Here is an 18,997-nt window from a genome sequence, read left to right as displayed (position 1 = left end):
TACAAGTTCTGGACCGCTCTGGTACGAAAGCTGGACCGGGCGCAGAATGAACGGGTGCGAGACTACGGTCAGTACTGCCCCGTGGCGCTGGCCAGCGAGGTGCTCGCCGACCGGTGGACGCCGCTGATCGTGCGCGAACTGGTGCTCGGCAGCCGGCGCTTCAACGACATCGACCGCGGCTTGCCGGGGATCTCCCGGACGCTGCTGAAGCAACGCCTGCACCACCTGGAACGCAAGGGCGTGCTGGAGCGGGTGCCGGTCGCTCGCGGGCACGAGTACCGGCTCACCGCGGCCGGGCGGGACCTCGAGGGCGTCATCATGGCGATCGGCGAGTGGGCGGTGCGCTGGATGTTCTCCGAGCCGCAACCGCGCGAGGTCGACCCGATCACCCTGACGTGGTGGATGTCGCGGCGGATCGACCACGGTGAACTGCCGCCGCAACGGGTCACGGTCGAGTTCGACTACCGAGGTGACGACCCGACCCGGATCTGGCTGGTCCTCGACCGGGACGAGGCGTCGGTCTGCACCAGCCATCCCGGCTTCGACTGCGATGTCGTGGTCACCACCCGGCCGGTCGACCTGATGCGGGTGTTCTCCGGCATCGTCACCCTGGCTCAGGCGCGCGTCGACGGCTCCGTCGTACTGGCCGGACCGCCCCGGCTGCTGCGAATACTGCCCACCTGGTTCCTGTGGAGCCCGTTCGTGCCCGCGGTCCAGGAGCGGCTGAGCTGATCTACGCCGAACTCTTGACCTGAGAAGAGAGCAAGTGATTTAGTCACTTTGTGACTTACTCAACGGTGGGAGCGGCTCCGAGCCTGTCGGATCGGCTGACCGAGGCGATCCTCGGCATCATCCGGGAGGCCGACCTGGGCCCGGGCGACGCCATTCCGTCGGCTCGCGAGCTGGCCAAGCGCTTCGACATCACCACTCCGACCATCCGCGAGGCGCTTCGCAAGCTGGAGGCGACCGGCGCTGTCGAGTTCCGCCACGGCTCGGGCACGTACGTCGGGCCGACCATCAACAACGTGGTGCTGGCCAACCCGCATCGCCCGCCGATCACCAAGGAATCGGTTCTCCAGCTGATCGGTGCGCGGTTGCTGATCGAGCCGGCGGTGGCCGCGCAGGCTGCCGCCGTACGAGCTGGAGTGGCTGGGACGCGGTCGCTGGAGCGGTTGGAGGCTGCCGTGACCAATGCCCTCACGCCGCCTGGTGGCCCTGCGTTCGCGCTCAACTTCCATGTCGAGCTGGCCGCGGCGAGCGGCAATCCTGTGGTCGAGGAGCTGATCGGCTCGCTGCTGAAGGTGCGGTTGCGCGAGCAGCAGCAGATCCGGCAGCTCTACGACAACCGCAAGCGCGACTACGAGGAACACCGGGCCATCTTCGAGGCCGTCCAGGCCGGTGACGCCGCTGCCGCCGAGCAGCTGACGCGGGCGCACCTGGACCACATCCGGCTGGCCGTCGAGGCCGCAGAGTTCTTGGAGTTGCCGTGAGCAACAAACTGGCAGAGATGACGACCGACCAGGCGCGCGACGCCGTCCGGCTGGCGCCGCTGGTGATCATCCCCGTGGGCGCGCAGGAACAACACGGTGGCGGAATGGCGATGTCCACCGACACCGTCCGCGCCGAAGGACTCGCCGACCTGGTGGCCGGCCGGCTCGGCGGCCGCGCGGTGATCGCGCCACCGCTCAACTACGGCGTATCTCCGCACCACATGGCTTTCGCGGGCACCGTCACGTTGTCCCCGGCAACCTTCCAGTCCGTACTGCGGGACCTGGTCGCGAGCCTGCGGCAGCACGGATGGAGCCGGTTCCTGGTGATCACCGGCCACGGCGGCAACAACGCGGCCCTCAGCGTGCTCGCCCAGGAGTACCTCCTGCAACCCGATCTCACCTTCTCCTGGACACCGATCACACCGCTCGTCTCCGACGTGATCGCCGGCATGGAGGTCAGCCAGGTGCACGGTCACGCAGGCGAGGCCGAGACCGCCCAGATGCTCTATCTCGCGCCCGAGCTCGTGCACGCCGACCTGCTGGAGCCCGGCGCGCTGCTGCTCGACGAACTGTCTCCGAAAGCCCGGCTGTCCCGGCAGGCTCAAGGTCCACGCCTGTCCGTCGGGTTCGACGCGTACCACAAGCGTGGCGTCCTGGGTGATCCCCGACGAGCCACAGCCGAGGACGGCCGACTTCTGGTCGAGACCGCCGCAGACCGGATCGCCGCCTTCGCCGACGAGTTGCTCTCGGCCTGACCTCCGCCGGCCCGCGGCCGGCGCTTCGTCGTACCACTTCACTGTCACTGGACCGCCCAACGCGTTCCAGGCGCGAGCCTGCCCGCCCGCAGGCCGCCGGCCCAAGGAGGCACCCTGATGAACCTCGCACGCCCGAAAACCCTGGTGACCATCCTGGTCGCGGCCGGCCTGGTGACCGCCGCGACTGTGTTGCCAACAGCAACAGTCGCGCAAGCGTCCGCTCGTACGGCGGGCTGCGGCAAGCAGGCCGCTCCTACCGGCGACTACTCGCTGGTGAGTGGCGGCCTGACGCGGACCTACCGTCTGCATCTGCCGGAGAAGTACCAAGCAGGGAAGGCTTATCCGTTGGTCGTCGTGTACCACGGGCGAGGAAAGACCGGCGCTTTCACCGAGGCGTTCACAGACCTGTCGAAGCTGGACGCGATCGTTGCCTATCCCAACGGTGTGCTCGGCGAAGAGGACAAGCAGGCCTGGCAGGGCGCGCCGTACGCAGCCAAGGGGGTCGACGATGTGAAGTTCACCGCCGACCTGCTGGACCGGTTGCAGGCGGCGTACTGTGTCGACACTCGCGCGGTCCACGCGACCGGCAAGTCCAACGGCGCCGGGTTCACCGGGATTCTGGCCTGTGTGATGGCGGACCGGTTCGCCGCGATCGCTCCTGTTGCCGGCGCTTTCTATCAGCAGGGCAAGCGTTGCCGGCCGAGCCGCCCTGTCCCGGTCCTGGCCATCCACGGCACCGGCGACACGACGATCCCGTACGACGGTGACGGTCAGCGTGACCTGCCGAGTGTGCAGACCTGGGTCCGCGACTGGTCCGTGCGTGATCACTGCACCCCGGATCCGCGCGGCAAGCAACTCGGTGACGACGTGCTGGTCACCACCTACAAGGGATGCAGGGCGGACGTGGTACACGTCGCTGTGACCGATGGTGGGCACTCCTGGCCAGGGTCCGATGCTGCTTCCGGTCCCGGGTACGTGACGCAGACCTTCGAGGCGCACGAACTGATCGGTGACTTCTTCGCGGCTCACAAGTTGAGGAGCTGAGATGACCACAACGACCGAGCCGAAGAAGGACCTGCCCCGCCTGGTGCGCGGCATGGCGGTGATCGAGCGGGCCGGCAACGCGTTGCCGCATCCGTTCTGGCTGTTCTGGATCCTTTCCGCGATCCTCGCCGTGGCCAGCGCGATCCTGGCCGCGCTGGACGTGTCGGTGGTCTCGCCGAAGGACGGCAAGACCGTCGCGGTGCAGAACCTGCTGTCCGGCGAAGGTTTGCAGATGGCCGTCTCGACGGCGGTCTCGAACTTCGCCGAGTTCCCGCCGATGGCCACCATCGTGGTGGTGATCATGGGCGTCGCGCTGGCCGAGCGGACCGGCTTCCTGCAGTCGCTGATGAAGATCAGCGTCTCCCGGGTGCCGACCTCGATGGTGGTCTTCGCGGTCGCCTTCGCCGGAACCATGTCGCACGTCGCGTCGGCGGCGGCGTACATCATCCTGGTCCCGCTCGGTGGGCTCGCCTTCCGCGCGGTCGGCAAGTCGCCGATCCTCGGCATCGTGGTCGCCTACACCGCGATCGCGTCGGGGTACGACGCCAGCCCGATCCCGACGCCGAACGACGCGATCTTCGCCGGCATCACCGAGGCGGCGGCCAGGACGGTCGATCCCGACGCGTCGATCTCGCCGCTGTCGAACTGGTTCTTCAACATCGCCTCGTCGGTGCTGCTCGCGCTCGTCATCACGCTGGTCACCCGGCTGGTGCTGAGCAAGCGCGACGATCTCGACGCCGATCCGGATGCCCCCGGTGACGATCCGGATGCGCTGACGCTGTCTTCCCGGGAGCGGACCGGGCTGCGGCGTGCGGGGATCGTCTTCGTGCTCAGCGCGCTCGCGATCGTCGCCGTACTGATCCCGCCTGACTCACCGTTGCGGGGGGAGAACGGCAGCATCGTCGAGTCGCCCTTCCTGGACGGGATCGCGATGGTCGTCGCGGTGCTCTTCGGTCTGGTCGGGATCACCTACGGCGTCACGGTGGGGGTGATCAGGACCGGCGGCGACGTACCGAAGCTGATGGCCGAGGGGATCAAGCAGATGGCGCCGGTCCTGGTGCTGTTCTTCGCGATCGCGCAGTTCCTGGCGTACTTCAGCTGGAGCCGGATCGGCGACCTGCTGTCGGCCGAATCGGCCCGCTGGCTGGGCGATCTCGGGGCGCCGACGGTGGTGATCTTCCTCGGCATCCTGGTGCTGCTGACGCTGATCAACATCCTGGTCACCAGCGGCTCGGCGATGTGGTCGCTGACCGCGCCGATCCTGGTACCGATGATGCTGCTGCTCGACGTGCCGGCCGAGACCACCCAGGCGCTGTTCCGGATCGCCGACTCGGGCTCGACCGCGATCACGCCGATGAGCCCGTACTTCGTGATGGCGCTCGGCTTCCTGCAGCGGTATCGCAAGGACGCGGGGGTCGGCACGCTGGCGTCGTACACGGTGCCGCTGGCTGTTGCGATGACGATCGCGTGGACGCTGCTCTTCCTGGCTTGGTGGGCCCTGGGCATCCCCCTCGGCCCCGGCGCACCCGTCCGCTAACCCCAGACTCGCAGACCTCCCCCCGCGGCTGGAGAGTTACCCCCTGTACGAACCGGGGGTAACCATCCGGACGCTGGGGGAAGTCTCGGTGAACGGGGCGGGGCGGGGCGGGGCGGTCAGATGAGGGTGATGCCGGTGGTGCGGAGGTCGGTGAGGGTTTGGGTGGTGCTGGCTGGGGCTACTCCGGCGGTGAGGCTGGTCAGGACTGTTGTGGTGAAGCCTTCGCGGTGGGCGTCCAGGGCGGTGGCGCGGACGCAGTAGTCGGTGGCGATGCCGCACACGTCGACCGCGGTGATGTCCTTCTCGCGGAGCCAGTCGGCCAGGGACTTGCCGTTCTCGTGGCACTTGCCTTCGAAGCCGGAGTACGCCGCGGCGTACTCGCCTTTGTCGAAGATCGCGTCGAAGGGCTGCGGGTCCAGGTTGGGGTGGAAGCCGACGCCGTCGGTGCCGGCGACGCAGTGCACCGGCCAGGAGTTGACGAAGTCGGGGGTCTCGGAGAAGTGGTCGCCTGGATCGATGTGGTGGTCGCGGGTCGCGACGACGTACGCGTAGGTCTGGTCGGCCGGTTCGGCCTCCTGCCGGCGGTGCAGCAGTTCGCCGATCCGGAAGGCGACGTCGGCGCCGCCGCTGACCGCCAGGCTGCCGCCTTCGCAGAAATCGTTCTGTACGTCGACCACGATCAGCGCCCGGCTCATCACAACACTCCTTCGTGGGTGTCCTCGGACTCCCACGGTACTCGACACGCGGCCGCTGTCGCGGAGCTGGATAGGTCAGGCTAGCCTAAGCCGGAGCCTCTCTCCTTGGGTGCCTGACGGTGTGGTCTTCACCCTCGCGGTCCTCGCCACCGGCTGGATCAGGGTTATTATTTAGGTTAGCCTCACCTAACCGGATCGCGACGAGAGGACTGGCATGGTGGGGTTGGCTGCACAGGCTGGAGATCCGGTGTACGACGTCATCGGGGTCGGGTTCGGCCCGTCGAACCTCGCGCTGGCGATCGCGGCCGGTGAGCGTGGCGCGGCGTCGCCCCGGGCGCTGTTCCTGGAACGGCAGGCGAAGTTCGGCTGGCACCGGGGGATGCTGATCGAGGACGCGACGATGCAGGTGTCGTTCCTCAAGGACCTGGTGACGCTGCGGAACCCGGCCAGCGAGTTCAGCTTCCTGACCTACCTGCACGGCAACGGCCGGTTGATCGACTTCATCAACCACAAGACGCTGTTCCCGCTGCGGATCGAGTTCCACGACTACCTCGAGTGGGCCGCGAGCAAGGTCGCCGACGTGGTCCGCTACGACCGTGAGGTCCAGGCCGTCCGGCCGGTCCGCACCAACGGCGTGATCGACGCCTTCGAGGTCACCTCGGCCGGCCAGGGCGGTACGTCGGTCGACGTGACCCGCAACCTGGTGCTGGGCGTCGGCCTCAAGCCGTACCTGCCGGCCGGGGTCGACCGGTCCGACCGGGTCTGGCACAACCAGGAACTCCTGACCCGGGTCCGCGAGCTCGACGGCCGGACGCCGCGCCGGTTCGTGGTGGTCGGTGCGGGGCAGAGCGCGGCCGAGGTGACCGCCTACCTGCACGAGACCTTCCCGAAGTCGGAGGTCTGCGCGGTCTTCTCCCGGTTCGGCTACAGCCCGGCCGACGACAGCCCGTTCGCCAACCGGGTCTTCGATCCCGACGCGGTCGACGAGTTCTACTCCGCGCCCGAGGACGTCAAGCAGATGGTGCTCGACTACCACGGCAACACCAACTACTCGGTCGTCGACGGCGAACTGATCGAGGCGCTCTACAGCCGGCAGTACCGCGAGCGCGTGCTCGGCACCCAGCGGCTGCGTACCTTCAACGTCTCCCGCGTGGCCGACGTGGTCGAAACCGGCGAGGAGGCGACCGTCACGATCGAGTCGCTCAGCACCGGTCAGAAGACCGAACTGGCCGCCGACGTGGTGGTCTACTGCACCGGCTACCGGCCGGCCGACCCGGTGTTGCTGCTCGGCGAGATGGGCGAGCTGTGCCGGCGGGATCAGGAGGGCCGGGTCAAGGTCGGCCGCGACTACCGGGTGCAGACCACGAGCGAGCTGCAGGCGGGTATCTACCTGCAGGGCGGTGGTACGGAGCACACCCACGGCCTGGCGTCGTCGCTGCTGTCCAACACAGCCATCCGGGCGGGTGAGATCGTCGAGTCGATCGTGATCGCCAAGGCCACGCTGGAGACCGACGCCGACGTACCGACGGTGGTCCCGGACTTCGCTGATTCGCTCTGAGCTCAGTCGCGAGCACGGGCCTCAGCTCGCCAGCCGCTTCCTGAGCGCCGTGAGTTCGGCGGCGACGTCAGCAGCACGATCGCGGTCACGACCCCGGTACGCCGCGAGCTGCGCGGCGGCCTCGGTCGACTCTGCGCGCAGCCTGGTGATCCGGGTGACCGCGTCTGCCTGCTCGGCGGCACGCTTCTGGTGAGCGGTCCAGAAGCTGAAGCCGGCGAAGCCGACGACCGCCAGCCCGATCGCGATCCAGAGCGGATGCGTCAGCCCGAGCCCCACTGCCACCACCAGCCCGGCGACGGCCGTCGCCACCGCGCCGCGCACATCGCGGACGCCCAATGGCTGCACTGTCCCGGCAATCGCTGCCTCAGCGGCTGCCAGCGAAAGGCGGTCAGGGCCGTCCGGCAGCAACGTGACCGGCCGCCACTCGATCTCGGCGGTCACCTGGAGGGGGCTGGCCGCAGTCGCGGTCTGGGCGAGCATCTCGGCATCGGCCAGTACGCCGGGGTAGACCACCCGCAAGGCCGCCGCCGCGAGATGTGGCTCCTCGGTGTTGGCGAGATCCACTTCCAGCAGCTTGTCGATCGTCCCGGCCTGGTCGCCGAGTGTGCCGCCACCAGCGGCAGCGCCGTCGGTGAGCTGGACGCGCAGTTCGGCGACGCGGGCTAGCGCCGCTCGCTCCGGCTCACTTCCCTCGGAGATCAGCAGGCGCAGTACGGCGGAAGTGCTGTCCGGGTCGGGCTTATCGCCCGCTGCGTAGGCGAGTGCGGTGTCCGGTTCGAGCACGCTGGTGTCGCCGGTGATGAGCTCGACGGCCGCTCGCAGCCTGATCAGGTCGGCATGAGCCTTGGCCGGCGCGACCAGCTCCTTGAAGGCGGGACCGGTGACGGGCACCCGGTCGGCCCCCTCCTGGATCTTGACTGCCCATCGCCCGGCCCCGGCCGTGCTCGGCACCTGCAGCTTGCCGATGATCGCGTTCTGTCCCTCGATGCCGAAGCCGCCACGGGCAGCGGTGGTCCAGAGCGCGCGCTGCACGCGGGTGACCGTGCCGTCGGCGGACACCTGGCCGAACGCGGTCTCCAGCCACTGCGCCCGGACCTCGTTCCGCCGACCCAGCGCGGCGAGCCCGAGGCAGAGGAAGACCGACGTACGCAACTCGTCCCGCTTCAGGGCCTCGGTCAGCGCCGCCTCGTCCGGATCACCGGCGGCGAGACCCCGGATCGCCTCCACCGCAGGCCCCAGCCAGTACGCCGGTACGTCGCGTTCCGACGCCACGGGAGTCTCACCGGAAGCCAGCGCGGCGAGCACCTGCCCCGCGTGCCGGCGTACCTCGGCGGCGTTCGCGAAGCCGATCAGGTCGTACCGGATGTCCGAGAGCTCGACGAACGCGTTGAACGCCGTGGTGAGCCGCTCCAGCCGGGTCTCCATGCTGCCCTGGACCTGGGACAGCCGGAACCGCAGTGTCGAGGCCTCTGAGGCGGCCGCCGACATCTGCTCCCGCAGCTCTTCCAGCTCCCGGTTCTGACGACTCTCGGTGAAATAGTCGTTCATGGCCCTCTGCTCCCGTTGGATCGGCTCGTGCGCGGACCAGCATCGCGGGTGACCGGGGTCACGCGGAACTCAGGGGGCGGCAAGGGTGGCACCGGATGAGCCGGTGATGCGTCAGAACCTACGCTCGGGTCAACTACGTCAGAGGGGGAAACATGCGGAGCGAACTTTTCGCCGCGGCCAACCAGGAGCAGGAGTCGGCCCAGGCAGGGCTGCGGCTGCAGAACTCGAAGCTGCTCAAGGTGGAGCTGCGAGGTGAGGTCTTCGCCCGGCAGGGCTCGATGGTCGCCTACCAGGGCAATGTCCAGTTCGAGGCCCAGGGCGCCGGCGGGATCGGCAAGTTCCTGAAGCAGAAGCTCACCGGGGAAGGGATCCCGCTGATGAAGCTGCGCGGGCAGGGCGACGTGTTCCTGGCCGACCGGGCGTCCGACATCTACCTGATCGACCTCGACGGGCCGCACGACGGGCTGAGTATCAACGGTGCCAACGTGCTGGCCTTCGAGTCGACGCTGAACTGGGACATCAAGATGGTGCAGGGCACCGGGATGATGTCGAACGCGGGCCTGTTCAACTGCAACTTCTCCGGCCAGGGCCGGATCGCGATCACCTGCAAGGGCACGCCGGTCGTCCTGAACGTCGACCAGCCGACCTTCGCCGACCCGCAGGCCGCGGTGTGCTGGTCGACCAACCTGCAGACCGGCTACCAGCGGGCCGACCAGCTGGGTCTGGGCACCTTGCTCGGCCGCAGTACCGGGGAGAGCTTCACGATGAGCTTCGCCGGCCAGGGCTTCGTCGTCGTCCAGCCTTCGGAGGAACCGCCGGGCGGCGCCCTGGCCGGCACCGGATCCGGTCAGCAGTCCGGCCAGGAAGGCGGCGTGGCCGGAGTCATCGGCGGCCTCCTCGGCGGTCGCTGACACCTGGCACTCGGGTCGGGCCCAGCCGGTCGTAGTACAGGCCGGCTGGGCCCGTTCGTCTGGTTAACGAATGCCCGGGGCAACCATGTCGAGGACTGCCCAGTAGGCGTTGCCGAAGTCGTGGTCGGGTTGCAGCGTGGTCGGGTTGACGCTGGTGGAGGTCTCTACGCCGACCCAGCCCTGCAGCTTGCGGTCGTCGTCGATGATCTGCAGCAGCGACTGCACGTGGTTGTTGGCCCGGTAGCAGGGCTTGCCCTGCGCCAGGCACTCGCACCAGTAGGTGTAGGCGTTGTTGCGGGCCGGAGCGAGGTTGGCCAGGTAGCGGATCCGGTCCACGTTGGGCGAAGTGCCGCATCTGCAGCCGGTGTTCTTCTGCCGCAGGCCGACGCAGTCACTGCCCTCGCACTTCAGCCAGCTTCCGTACCCGGTGGCGACCCCGCTGCCCTCTCGTCTCACACCGCCGTTGTTCGCGGTGACGAAGGTCCCCGTGAACGGTGTCTGCCCGTACGACGACCGCAGGGTGGGGATGTCGACCTTGTTGCCCGCCGAGATCGGCGCGTTGCTGCCGTAGCCGATCCCGAAGGTCGCCGAGTAGTTGGAGAAGCCGGTCGGCACGGTGACCGGCCCGTAGTCACCGAAGTACCCGTCGCTGCTGATCCGCGCCAGCTTGCCGCCGTCGACCGGGTCGACCTTCCAGTTCTCGGTCAGTGCCGACGGCCGGGGGTTCCCGTTGCCGTCCGCGGTCCAGTCGATCACGAGGCGGCCACCGGCGGCGTACCGGTAGGTGCCGCGGAATCCGCCGGCCGGCGCCTGCTTGAACGACGCCAGCGTCTGGATCCCGCAGTTCGGCACGTCCCCACCGCAGTCACCGGTGACGCCGCTGTCCACCCGCATCGGCTCGTCCTTCAGGTTCCAGCTCCACCACCTGGTCTCGACGGTGCCGTCGGTGGCGAAGATGTACCAGCCGAGCCGGGTCCAGTTCGCGTAGTTGTTGGTCTGGGCGGTGTTCAGTCCACCGACCGACACCATCCAGTTGGCCTTGCCCCCAGGGAGCTCGGTGGTCCGCGCGTTCGCGGGCACCACCGAACCCGTACCTGCCATCAGTCCGATCACGACCCAGAGCATCAAACGTCTCATCGGTCCAGGATGAGTGACGGTGGGGTCACGATGAGTGATTTCAACCATACGGTCGATTGCCGTTTGTTTTCCGCCGGCCGCCGGCGCGGGCTTTCATGGGGGCCGCCGAAGTGAATCTGGGTGGTGATTACCTATTGACGCCCATTTACCTCAGTGGGCGGCTGCTTCAGGCGGGGAGTGCGCCTGCCGGCAGTGATTCGTTTGTTTTAAAAAATGCCTTGGGAACGGCCGGAAAAGCAATTCGGCGAATGTATTGGAATTAGTTGCCGCGGGTGCTCTAATGATCGCGTTGCGGTGTTGCCGCAACGCGATGGCAACCAAATTCCTGGAGGAAGTCATGGAGCAGGTAGAAACCCGCGAGCCGAGGAAGCTTCTCGTCCGCAAGCTGGAGAACCTCGAGACGACCCTGATCATCGACCCGATGGACCCGGGCTGCCGGGACGACACCTGCGGCTGATCGGTCAGGAACCAGGCCGGGGCGCGGTCACGACCGCGTCCCGGCTTTTCAGTGCGAGAGGCTCGGAGGGGAACCGATGCAGAAGCCACGGATCAAGGGCATCCACAAACCCGTCCGGCTGACGCCGACGCTGATCAACATCGGCGGCCGGCAGCTCGGCATCGGCGCCGAGATCGACGACGAGGACGGCGACCGCTGGCAGTTGCTCGGCCTGATGGACGGCACCCGCACCCGGGACGAGATCGTCACCGCGTTGCTCGCCGACCGGCCGCAGCTCCCGGCCGGCGAGGTGGCCGACACGATCCAGTCGCTGATCGACGCCGGGTACGTCGAGGATGCCGCCGCGCCGATCCCGGGCAACCTCAGCCCGGAGGAGATCGACCGGTACGACCGGGCGACGACGTACTACTCGTGGGTGGATCTGACCCCACGTCCCAGCCGGTACGACGTACAGTCCCGCCTGAAAGCCGGCAGTGTCGTGGTGCTCGGCCTCGGTGGCACCGGATCGGCAGTGGCCTCCTCGCTCGTGGCAGCCGGCGTCGGCACCGTGCACTGCGTCGACTTCGACACCGTCGAGGCAGGCAACCTCACCCGCCAGCTGCTCTACACCGAAGACGACCTGGGGAAGCCCAAGGTCCCGGTGGCCGTCGAGCGGCTCGGCAAGATGAACTCCCACGCCACTGTCACCGGGGAGGAGAAGCAGGTCTTCTCCACCGACGACGTGGCCGCCCTGATGCAGAACCGCGATCTGCTGGTGCTGTGCGCCGACCAGCCGCAGAAGCTGATCCGCCAGTGGACCAACGAGGCCGCGCTGCGCACCGGCACCCCCTGGATGCTCGCCCAGTACGCCGGTCCGATGGCGGTCGTCGGCCTGTTCGTCCCCGGCACCACCTGCTGTCAGGCCTGCCTGGCCAGCATGAACGACGTCGTGCGGGAGCGGTACGGCCAGGAGCCCGAGAGCCTGTTCCCCTTCGACGGCCACGCCGTGATCGCGCCGACGGCGAACCTCACCGGCCACCTCGCGGCGATGGACGCGGTCTACCACCTGGCCGGCATCCCGACCAGCACGTCCGGGCGGATGTTCCACCTGAGCCTGACCGACCTGACCTACCACTACGTCGTCACTCCGCGGACCGGGGAGAAGTGCGAGACCTGCGGCTGGGTGGGTCGATGACGATCGCTGCCCTCGACGCGACCAGCCGGCCGAGTGTCGGGCACCTCCTGGTCCGCAAGGAGGACGAGGACGAGTTCGTGCTGGGCAATCCGGAGACCGCCCGCTTCGTCGTCGTACCGGAGGCAGGTGCCCGGCTGATCGAGCTGCTCTCCGCCGGTCACACCGTCGCCGAGGTCGCCGACCTGATGGAGCAGGAACTCGGCGAACCCGTCGACGTCGTCGACTTCGTCGAGATGCTGGTCGAGGCCGGCCTCCTCGACGAGCGCGAGGCGGCCGGACAGACGCCGGCCGAGGGCGCCGAAGGAGCGGCCGAGCCGGGCCGGAAGGTCAAGTACTGGGCCGTTTCGAAGATCCCGCCGTGGGTGGTCAAACCCCTGTTCGGCAAGGCCGCCTGGACGTTCTACGTCGGCTGCCTGGTCGCCACCCTGGTGATGTTCGCCGCCGACCGCTCGCTGCTGCCCAGCTACGAGGACGCCTTCGTCCTGACCGACATCGTCCTCAGTCTGCTGATCACCAACGTCGTCGTGCTGGGCCTGGCCATCGTGCACGAGATCTGGCACGCCTTCGCGGGCGCGGCAGCCGGCGTCCGGTCGCAGCTGCGGCTCGAACGGCGCGGCATCTTCCTGGTGCTGGAGACCGATCTGACCGGTCTGTGGGCACTGCCGCCGGCCAAGCGCTACAGCCCCTTCCTCGCCGGGATGGCGTTCGACTCGTTCATCCTGTTCGCCGCCGTCGCGCCGCGGTTCGCCTACTCGCGGGGCTGGCTCGACCTCAATCCGAACGTGGTCCGCTTCCTCGCGATGCTGGTGCTCAGCCAGGTCGGCAAGCTGGCCTTCCAGACGATGGCCTACCTGCGGACCGACATGTACCTGGTGATGGCCACGGCGACCGGCTGCAAGAACCTGCACCAGGTCACCCGGCTCGGCCTCAAGCGCCGGATCCGCAAGCTCACCCCGCAGGAGCAGACGATCCTGCGCGACGCCGACGCCAAGGACCTCCAGGTGGCGCGCTGGTACCGGCTGCTCTACCTGGCCGGGATCGTCTGGATGGGCTGGTTCGCCCTGAACTTCCTGCTGCCCGCCGTCAAGGTGACGCTCGGCTGGGCCGGCGGCGTGGTGATCGGTGCGCCGATCTTCAGCCTCTACTGGTGGGAGGGCGTCCTGCTGGTGGTCCTGGCGTTGCTGAGCCTGACCGCGCCACTGTTCATCGTCCTGCGCAACCGTCTCCGCGCCCGCCGGGCAGCGGCGGCGTTCGCGCGGGTGGCGGCATGAAGACCGCGCGGCGCTGGGGCCGGCTGGTCAGCGTCCTCGTCACCAGCCTGAGCGTGCTGACCATGTCGGGGATGGCGGTCGGCGTGCTGCTCGGGTCCTTCGCGGACAAGGCGGCGCTGGCCTGCGACCAGGTCCCCGGCACACCGCAGCCGTTCGAGGGCAAACGCCATATCGCTTACAGCGGTGAGGAACACGAGCCGTACCGCTCGATGCCGCCGACCTCCGGGCCGCACTCACCCCGGGTGGTCCCGCCGGGGATCTACCGCAAACCGATCACCGAAGAGCTGCAGGTGCACGTGCTCGAACACGGCCACGTGATGCTGCAGTACGCCCCCGACGTACCGGCCGACGTGGTGAAGGAGATCGAGCGGCTCGGACGGCAGTATCCGCGGGACGTGGTGGTCGCGCCGTACCCGAAGCTCGGACGCGGGATCGCGCTCAGTGGCTGGCAGCGCTCGCAGCGGCTGGACACACTGGACGAGGCGGCCATCCTTGCCTTCGTCAAGGCGGTGCCCGGGCGGTACGACCACCAATGGCGCAACGGCGCGACCGACTGCCTGCCGCCGCATCCGCCGGCCGAGGGCGAGAACTGACGACACTCGGTAATCTCGTGTGAGCTGTCCGCGCATGGCAGGATCTGCGTCGACGACGAACCACGGGGGGTGGGGATGGGCCGCGAGGAGTTCTCTTTTCCCGGCCGGCAGGCCGTGCTGGACGCTTCTCTGCGGCTGCAGCTGGTCCGCGCCGCGCGCTGCGACGACTGGGCGGCCGGACGGCCGGCCCAGATCGAGGTGCAGTTGTTCGGCCAGGACGAGCTGGAGTTGCGGGACTGGCTGCACGACAGGTGCTCGGCCGCCGAGGAACTGGTGGCGGTCACCTCGACCCGCCACCAGACGGTGGAGTCGTTCGTCCCGAGTCACCGGCTGAACGTCGAGCTGGTCGAGGCCGGCCTGCGGATGACCAGCTTCTTCGATCCCAGTGGTGGCTCGTCGGCCGTCACCGACTTCATCGTCAGCGCCGAGGAGATGCCGTACTACGTCGCCTGCGGCCCGATCCAGATGAAGCTGATCGACGGCGAGCGGGTGCTGGTCGAGGGGCCGGTCACCGACGACGGGCAGCGCGGCCTGATGCTGATCGGTGGCGCCGAGGCGGTCAACGCGGCCCGGCAGTATCTGAAGGCGGTCCGGGGGACCGCGATCCGGGCGGCCGAGCTGCGCCACAGTGAGGTCGAGCTGACCGCCCGTCAGCACCTGATCGCCCACCAGCTGAGCGAGGGGTGCACCGACGACCAGATCGCGGAGCGGCTCACCCTGAGCGTCCGGACGGTCCGCTACGAGGTGTCCCGGCTGCTCGAGGTGCTGGAGGTCAGGACCAGGTTCGCGGCCGGCGTCCGGTACGCCCGGAGGAAGCCGTCGGCCGGGTGAGCCACGGCAAGCTGCACCGCAGGGCCCGCCCAGTACCCGGACTCGGTAAGCCCGCGCGGAGACTCCTGATCCCCGGGTGGTTCGGCGAACTGTACTCCCCGACTCAGCCGGTGAGGCGAGCCGCGCATTCGGCGGCAAGCGCCCGGCTGAGCGACTCGGCGGTGTCGCCGGGTGGTTCGGGGACGATGTGATGGACGGTGCCGTCGGCGCGGAGTGCGGTCGAGGTGATGTGCTGGGCCGCGGCCAGGGTGGCGGCCTGTGTGGTGTCGCCGTGCATGATCGCGCTCGCGCCTTCGGGCGGCAGAGGTGCGAGCCAGGCATGTTCGGCGGCGATCACAGTAGTTGCCGGAAGCAACGCCAAGGCGCCGCCTCCGGTGCCCTGGCCGAGCAGGATCGAGATGGTCGGCACCTGGAGGGTCGCGAGGGTGGCGATGCACTGGGCGATCTCGGCGCCGATACCGCCCTCCTCGGCGGCCGCGGAGAGTTCGGCGCCCGGGGTGTCGATCACGGTCACGAGTGGCAGACCGAGGTCTTCGGCCAGGTGCATGCCCCGACGCGCCTGGCGGAGGGCGGTCGGGCCCATCGGCTTGTCCTGCGAGCGATCCTGGCCGACCAGGACGCAAGGCTGTCCGTCCAGCCGGGTCAGCGCGACGAGCATGCTCGCGTCCGGTTCGGTCAGCCGGACTGTGCTGGTCGCGGCGTACCGCAGCAGCTCCCGTACGCCGGCGCGGTCGGGGCGGCGGGTCCGCAGTACAGAGTCCCAGCCGTCAGCAGGCCCGATCTCCCCGGTACGCCGCTCCAGCGTCGGCTCGTCCGGCGGATCGACCAGCACGGCCAGCGCCCGGTCGAGCAGGACGGGCAGGTCGGCGGCCTCGACCACACCGTCGACCACGCCGTACGCGGCGAGGTGCTCGGAGGTCTGCACACCGGATGGGAAAGGCTGGTCGTACAGGGCTTCGTAGACCTTCGGCCCGAGGAAGCCGACCAGCGCACCGGGCTCGGCGACCGTGATGTGCCCGAGCGAACCCCATGACGCGAAGACCCCGCCAGTGGTGGGATGCCGCAGATGCACCAGATACGGAAGGCCGGCCGCCTTGTGAGCCATCAGGGCGCGGGAGATCCGCACCATCTCGACGAAGGCGGGCGCGCCTTCCTGCATGCGTGTGCCGCCCGAGGCGGTCGACGCGAGGATGGGCAGCTGCTCGGCCGTCGCCCGGAGTACGGCGTCGGTGATCCGCGTGGCCGCGGCGCGACCGATCGAGCCGCCCAGGAAGGCGAATTCGCTGACCACCACCGCAACGGGCCGTCCGCGCATCAGACCTCGGCCGGTGACCACAGCCTCGTCGGTCCCGGCCCGCCGCTCCGCCGCCTCGAGCTGGGCCCGGTACGACGCGCCGCCCGCCGTGCTCCCGTCCCACGGCTTGCCGGTGGCCGGGTCGAGCTGGATCGGCTGGTCCCACGACTCGAACGAACCGGCGTCCAGGACGACCTCGATCAGCTCGCGGGCGCTCATCCCAACCACTCCCGGATCGCTGCTCCGTGCTGATCCAGCGTCGGGGGAGCGGAGTGCTCGCCCGGCGTCGTCTCCGCGGCACCCTGGAAGAACCGCAGCGGCGGTCCGGGCAGCCGGAGCGGCCCGAGGGTCTCGTGGTCGACGTCGATCAGCAGTCCCTGACTCGCGGTCTGGTCCCAGGCGTAGACCTCGTCCAGCCGGCGGACCTTTCCCGCCGGGATGCCGGCCGCGCTCAATCGCTCGAGCAGCGGCTCCGCGTCGTACGCCGAGAAGGCTGCCTGCACCACCTCGATCACCCGGTCCCGGGCGGCAACCCGCTCGGCGTTCGTCCCGAGGCCTTCCTCGTCGACGCCGAACGCCGTACAGAACCGTTGCCACAGGCCCTCGCTGCCGATCGCGATCTGCACCGCGCCGTTCGCGCACCGGAACAGTCCGTACGGCGCGATCGACGGATGGTGGTTGCCTTGGGCAACACCTACCTCGCCGGCCACCGTGTAACGCGTGCCCTGGAAGGCGTGGACTCCGACGACTGCTGCCAGCAGCGAGGTCCGCACCACGCTGCCGGTGCCCGTCCGATCGCGTTCGTGCAGCGCGGCGACCACGCCGTACGCGCCGTACATGCCGGCCAGCAGGTCGGCGATCGGCGTACCGACGCGTTGTGGGTCGTCCGGTCCGGATCCGGTCAGTGACATCAGGCCCGCCTCGCCCTGGGCGATCTGGTCGTAGCCGGCCCGTCCACCTTCCGGTCCGTCGTGGCCGAAGCCGGTGATCGACAGGACGACCAGCCGGGGATTCCGCTCGCGCAGCTCATCGATGCCGAGCCCGAGCCGGTCGAGGACGCCGGTGCGGAAGTTCTCCACCAGGACGTCGGCACGGTCCACCAGCCGGAGCAGCAGTTCGTGGTCGGCCGGAGCCTTCAGGTCGAGTGCGATCGACTCCTTGTTGCGGTTGGCCGACAGGAAGTACGTCGACTCGCCCTGCACGAACGGCGGTCCCCAGCCGCGGGTGTCGTCGCCGGAGCCGGGAGCCTCGACCTTGATCACCCGGGCGCCCAGGTCGCCGAGCATCATCGTCGCGTGCGGACCGGCCAGCGCGCGGGACAGGTCGACCACGAGGACTCCGTCGAGCGGCCCGCTCATCAGTGGCCCCAGCCGGGCAGCACGAGCGCGGCCCAGACCAGCAGTGGACCGACGACGACCACCACGGTGCTGTAGACCAGGATCTGCTGGTAGTAGACGGGTTCGGAGATGGTGTCCGGTTTGTTGGCCAGCATCAGTGCGCCATTGGTGGAGAACGGGCTGACGTCCACGATCGTGGACGCGACCGCCAGCGCGGCGACGAAGAAGCCGGCGCTGATCCCGCCGTTGGCGATCAGTGGCACCGCGATCGGGATGATCACCGGGAGCAGTGCGGTCGAGGACGCGAACGCCGACACCACTCCGCCGACGTAGCAAAGGATCAGCGCGCCGATCGCCGCGGCACCGAGCCCGGCCGCCCACTTCCCGACGAACTCCGGCGATCCGGCCTTGGTCAGGATCGCGGCGTAGGTGCTGACGCCGGCCACCAGCAGCACGGTCGGCCAGGCGATCTGCTTGACGGCGTCCTTGTGCTCCTTGGGCGCGAGGGTCGCCAGCAGGACCGCGGCGGTGATGGAGACGAAGCCGATGTTCTTGTCGAAGACCAGCGCGACCAGGGCGACGCCGACGAAGGCGACCAGCGTCAGGACCTGGTCGCGCCGTACGCCGAGGGCCTGGGTGCCGGTCGGCGCCGAGGCGCCCATCCCGCGCGCCGGGACGGTCGCGCCGCCGCGGTGCAGGTCGTCGGCCAGCGTGTCCGGTTCGTTCGGGTCGGCCCGCAGTGCGATCAGTTTGCGTCCGCCGAGCAGCACGAACAGGATCGCCGCCATCACCAGGTTGACGGCGAGGCTGGCCAGGAAGACGGTCAGCTCGCTGGAGGGCAGGTTGTTCTGCTCCATCACCGAGTTGGTGATCGTGCCGTAGATGCTGATCGGCGAGAAGCCACCGCCCTGGGCGCCGTGCACGACGAACATGCCCATCATCAGCGGGTTGATCTTGTACCGGCCGGCGAAGCCCAGCGCGATCGGCCCGATGATCGCGCAGGCGGCCGGGCTGGCCGCGCCGATCGCGGTCAGCAGCGCGGTGACGGCGAACATCACCCACGGGATCAGCGCGACCCGGCCGCGGACCGCCTTCACCGCGCTACTGACTATCAGGTCGACGGTGCCGTTGTTCTTCGCTATCGCGAACAGGTACGTGACGCCGATCAGGGTCAGGACCAGGTCGCCGCTGACCCCGGCGAGGATCTCCCGCTCGCTCAGTTTCAGCGAGTACATCCCGACGAGCCACGCCGCGACGTACGCGAGCGCGCCCATGTTGATCGGTAGCAGCGTGCCCATCACGAACAGCGCGACAAGGGCGAGGATCGCTACCCACTCTGGTCCCATGGTGAGTTTCCTAACTCCG

Annotated in this window: 17 protein-coding genes; 11 read left to right on the top strand and 6 right to left on the bottom strand. The window is 68.9% G+C overall.

Annotation, left to right across the window (positions count from 1 at the left end; all coding sequences use genetic code 11):
- Positions 1 to 54 precede the first annotated feature (54 nt).
- The 5 genes from OX958_RS27355 to OX958_RS27335 all read left to right on the top strand — a co-directional run bounded on the left by OX958_RS27355 (position 55) and on the right by OX958_RS27335 (position 4,826).
- Positions 55 to 732, top strand: a complete 678-nt coding sequence (locus OX958_RS27355; RefSeq protein ID WP_270132586.1) for a winged helix-turn-helix transcriptional regulator — start codon at positions 55 to 57, stop codon at positions 730 to 732.
- A 50-nt stretch (positions 733 to 782) separates the two neighbouring features.
- Positions 783 to 1,490: a FadR/GntR family transcriptional regulator gene (locus OX958_RS27350; protein WP_270132585.1), complete on the top strand. Its 708-nt coding sequence runs from the start codon at positions 783 to 785 to the stop codon at positions 1,488 to 1,490.
- Between the two features lie 17 nt (positions 1,491 to 1,507).
- Positions 1,508 to 2,245 (top strand): creatininase family protein, encoded by a 738-nt coding sequence (locus tag OX958_RS27345; protein ID WP_270132582.1) that lies wholly within the window; start codon positions 1,508 to 1,510, stop codon positions 2,243 to 2,245.
- Positions 2,246 to 2,362: 117 nt separating this feature from the next.
- Positions 2,363 to 3,289 (top strand): alpha/beta hydrolase family esterase, encoded by a 927-nt coding sequence (locus OX958_RS27340; protein WP_270132581.1) that lies wholly within the window; start codon positions 2,363 to 2,365, stop codon positions 3,287 to 3,289.
- Between the two features lies 1 nt (position 3,290).
- The gene (locus tag OX958_RS27335) at positions 3,291 to 4,826 is read left to right on the top strand and encodes an AbgT family transporter (protein WP_270132579.1); all 1,536 of its coding nucleotides are present in this window, start codon (positions 3,291 to 3,293) and stop codon (positions 4,824 to 4,826) included.
- Between the two features lie 116 nt (positions 4,827 to 4,942).
- Here the strand turns inward: OX958_RS27335 and OX958_RS27330 are convergent, their stop codons facing one another.
- Positions 4,943 to 5,521, bottom strand: a complete 579-nt coding sequence (locus OX958_RS27330) for a nicotinamidase (protein WP_270132577.1) — start codon at positions 5,519 to 5,521, stop codon at positions 4,943 to 4,945.
- Positions 5,522 to 5,768: 247 nt separating this feature from the next.
- Between OX958_RS27330 and OX958_RS27325 the strand changes: the two genes are divergently transcribed.
- On the top strand, positions 5,769 to 7,079 hold the full coding sequence (locus OX958_RS27325) for a lysine N(6)-hydroxylase/L-ornithine N(5)-oxygenase family protein (RefSeq protein ID WP_270132575.1): 1,311 nt from the start codon (positions 5,769 to 5,771) through the stop codon (positions 7,077 to 7,079).
- Positions 7,080 to 7,100: 21 nt separating this feature from the next.
- Here the strand turns inward: OX958_RS27325 and OX958_RS27320 are convergent, their stop codons facing one another.
- Entirely contained in the window at positions 7,101 to 8,627 is a 1,527-nt protein-coding gene (locus OX958_RS27320; RefSeq protein ID WP_270132573.1) for a hypothetical protein, read from the bottom strand.
- Positions 8,628 to 8,779: 152 nt separating this feature from the next.
- On the opposite strand from OX958_RS27320, the gene OX958_RS27315 reads away from it, so the two are divergent.
- Positions 8,780 to 9,538, top strand: a complete 759-nt coding sequence (locus tag OX958_RS27315; protein ID WP_270132571.1) for an AIM24 family protein — start codon at positions 8,780 to 8,782, stop codon at positions 9,536 to 9,538.
- Between the two features lie 63 nt (positions 9,539 to 9,601).
- Here the strand turns inward: OX958_RS27315 and OX958_RS27310 are convergent, their stop codons facing one another.
- Positions 9,602 to 10,675 (bottom strand): hypothetical protein, encoded by a 1,074-nt coding sequence (locus tag OX958_RS27310; protein WP_270132570.1) that lies wholly within the window; start codon positions 10,673 to 10,675, stop codon positions 9,602 to 9,604.
- A gap of 533 nt (positions 10,676 to 11,208) precedes the next feature.
- On the opposite strand from OX958_RS27310, the gene OX958_RS27305 reads away from it, so the two are divergent.
- The 4 genes from OX958_RS27305 to OX958_RS27290 all read left to right on the top strand — a co-directional run bounded on the left by OX958_RS27305 (position 11,209) and on the right by OX958_RS27290 (position 15,001).
- Positions 11,209 to 12,306, top strand: a complete 1,098-nt coding sequence (locus tag OX958_RS27305) for a HesA/MoeB/ThiF family protein (protein ID WP_270132569.1) — start codon at positions 11,209 to 11,211, stop codon at positions 12,304 to 12,306.
- On the top strand, positions 12,303 to 13,577 hold the full coding sequence (locus tag OX958_RS27300; RefSeq protein ID WP_270132568.1) for a PqqD family protein: 1,275 nt from the start codon (positions 12,303 to 12,305) through the stop codon (positions 13,575 to 13,577). Before OX958_RS27305 ends, OX958_RS27300 begins: the two co-directional genes overlap by 4 nt.
- Positions 13,574 to 14,170, top strand: coding sequence for a DUF3105 domain-containing protein (locus OX958_RS27295; RefSeq protein ID WP_270132566.1), 597 nt, complete (start codon positions 13,574 to 13,576; stop codon positions 14,168 to 14,170). Before OX958_RS27300 ends, OX958_RS27295 begins: the two co-directional genes overlap by 4 nt.
- A 75-nt stretch (positions 14,171 to 14,245) precedes the next feature.
- The gene (locus OX958_RS27290; protein WP_270132564.1) at positions 14,246 to 15,001 is read left to right on the top strand and encodes a helix-turn-helix domain-containing protein; all 756 of its coding nucleotides are present in this window, start codon (positions 14,246 to 14,248) and stop codon (positions 14,999 to 15,001) included.
- Between the two features lie 103 nt (positions 15,002 to 15,104).
- Here OX958_RS27290 and OX958_RS27285 read toward each other — a convergent pair whose 3' ends face one another.
- From OX958_RS27285 to OX958_RS27275, 3 genes are read right to left on the bottom strand one after another with little or no spacing between them, the layout of a single operon-like run.
- Positions 15,105 to 16,514, bottom strand: a complete 1,410-nt coding sequence (locus OX958_RS27285) for a carboxyl transferase domain-containing protein (protein ID WP_270132563.1) — start codon at positions 16,512 to 16,514, stop codon at positions 15,105 to 15,107.
- Positions 16,511 to 17,653, bottom strand: coding sequence for a CaiB/BaiF CoA transferase family protein (locus OX958_RS27280; protein ID WP_270132562.1), 1,143 nt, complete (start codon positions 17,651 to 17,653; stop codon positions 16,511 to 16,513). The genes OX958_RS27285 and OX958_RS27280 overlap by 4 nt, the downstream gene beginning before the upstream one ends.
- Positions 17,653 to 18,978, bottom strand: coding sequence for an SLC13 family permease (locus OX958_RS27275; RefSeq protein ID WP_270132560.1), 1,326 nt, complete (start codon positions 18,976 to 18,978; stop codon positions 17,653 to 17,655). Before OX958_RS27275 ends, OX958_RS27280 begins: the two co-directional genes overlap by 1 nt.
- Positions 18,979 to 18,997: the final 19 nt, after the last annotated feature.

This window comes from Kribbella sp. CA-293567 (genome assembly GCF_027627575.1).
In the GTDB taxonomy this organism is placed as follows: Bacteria; Actinomycetota; Actinomycetes; order Propionibacteriales; family Kribbellaceae; genus Kribbella.
The sequence above is the reverse complement of the archived record's forward strand: the minus strand, read 5'-3'. Positions and strand labels throughout refer to the sequence as shown.

Coding starts and splice junctions, on each gene's coding strand:
- OX958_RS27345 (WP_270132582.1), top strand. CDS start 1,508: ATGACGACCGACCAGGCGCGCGACGCCGTCCGGCTGGCGCCGCTGGTG.
- OX958_RS27285 (WP_270132563.1), bottom strand. CDS start 16,514: ATGAGCGCCCGCGAGCTGATCGAGGTCGTCCTGGACGCCGGTTCGTTC.
- OX958_RS27310 (WP_270132570.1), bottom strand. CDS start 10,675: ATGAGACGTTTGATGCTCTGGGTCGTGATCGGACTGATGGCAGGTACG.
- OX958_RS27275 (WP_270132560.1), bottom strand. CDS start 18,978: ATGGGACCAGAGTGGGTAGCGATCCTCGCCCTTGTCGCGCTGTTCGTG.
- OX958_RS27320 (WP_270132573.1), bottom strand. CDS start 8,627: ATGAACGACTATTTCACCGAGAGTCGTCAGAACCGGGAGCTGGAAGAG.
- OX958_RS27335 (WP_270132579.1), top strand. CDS start 3,291: ATGACCACAACGACCGAGCCGAAGAAGGACCTGCCCCGCCTGGTGCGC.
- OX958_RS27330 (WP_270132577.1), bottom strand. CDS start 5,521: ATGAGCCGGGCGCTGATCGTGGTCGACGTACAGAACGATTTCTGCGAA.
- OX958_RS27315 (WP_270132571.1), top strand. CDS start 8,780: ATGCGGAGCGAACTTTTCGCCGCGGCCAACCAGGAGCAGGAGTCGGCC.
- OX958_RS27290 (WP_270132564.1), top strand. CDS start 14,246: ATGGGCCGCGAGGAGTTCTCTTTTCCCGGCCGGCAGGCCGTGCTGGAC.
- OX958_RS27305 (WP_270132569.1), top strand. CDS start 11,209: ATGCAGAAGCCACGGATCAAGGGCATCCACAAACCCGTCCGGCTGACG.
- OX958_RS27280 (WP_270132562.1), bottom strand. CDS start 17,653: ATGAGCGGGCCGCTCGACGGAGTCCTCGTGGTCGACCTGTCCCGCGCG.
- OX958_RS27295 (WP_270132566.1), top strand. CDS start 13,574: ATGAAGACCGCGCGGCGCTGGGGCCGGCTGGTCAGCGTCCTCGTCACC.
- OX958_RS27300 (WP_270132568.1), top strand. CDS start 12,303: ATGACGATCGCTGCCCTCGACGCGACCAGCCGGCCGAGTGTCGGGCAC.
- OX958_RS27340 (WP_270132581.1), top strand. CDS start 2,363: ATGAACCTCGCACGCCCGAAAACCCTGGTGACCATCCTGGTCGCGGCC.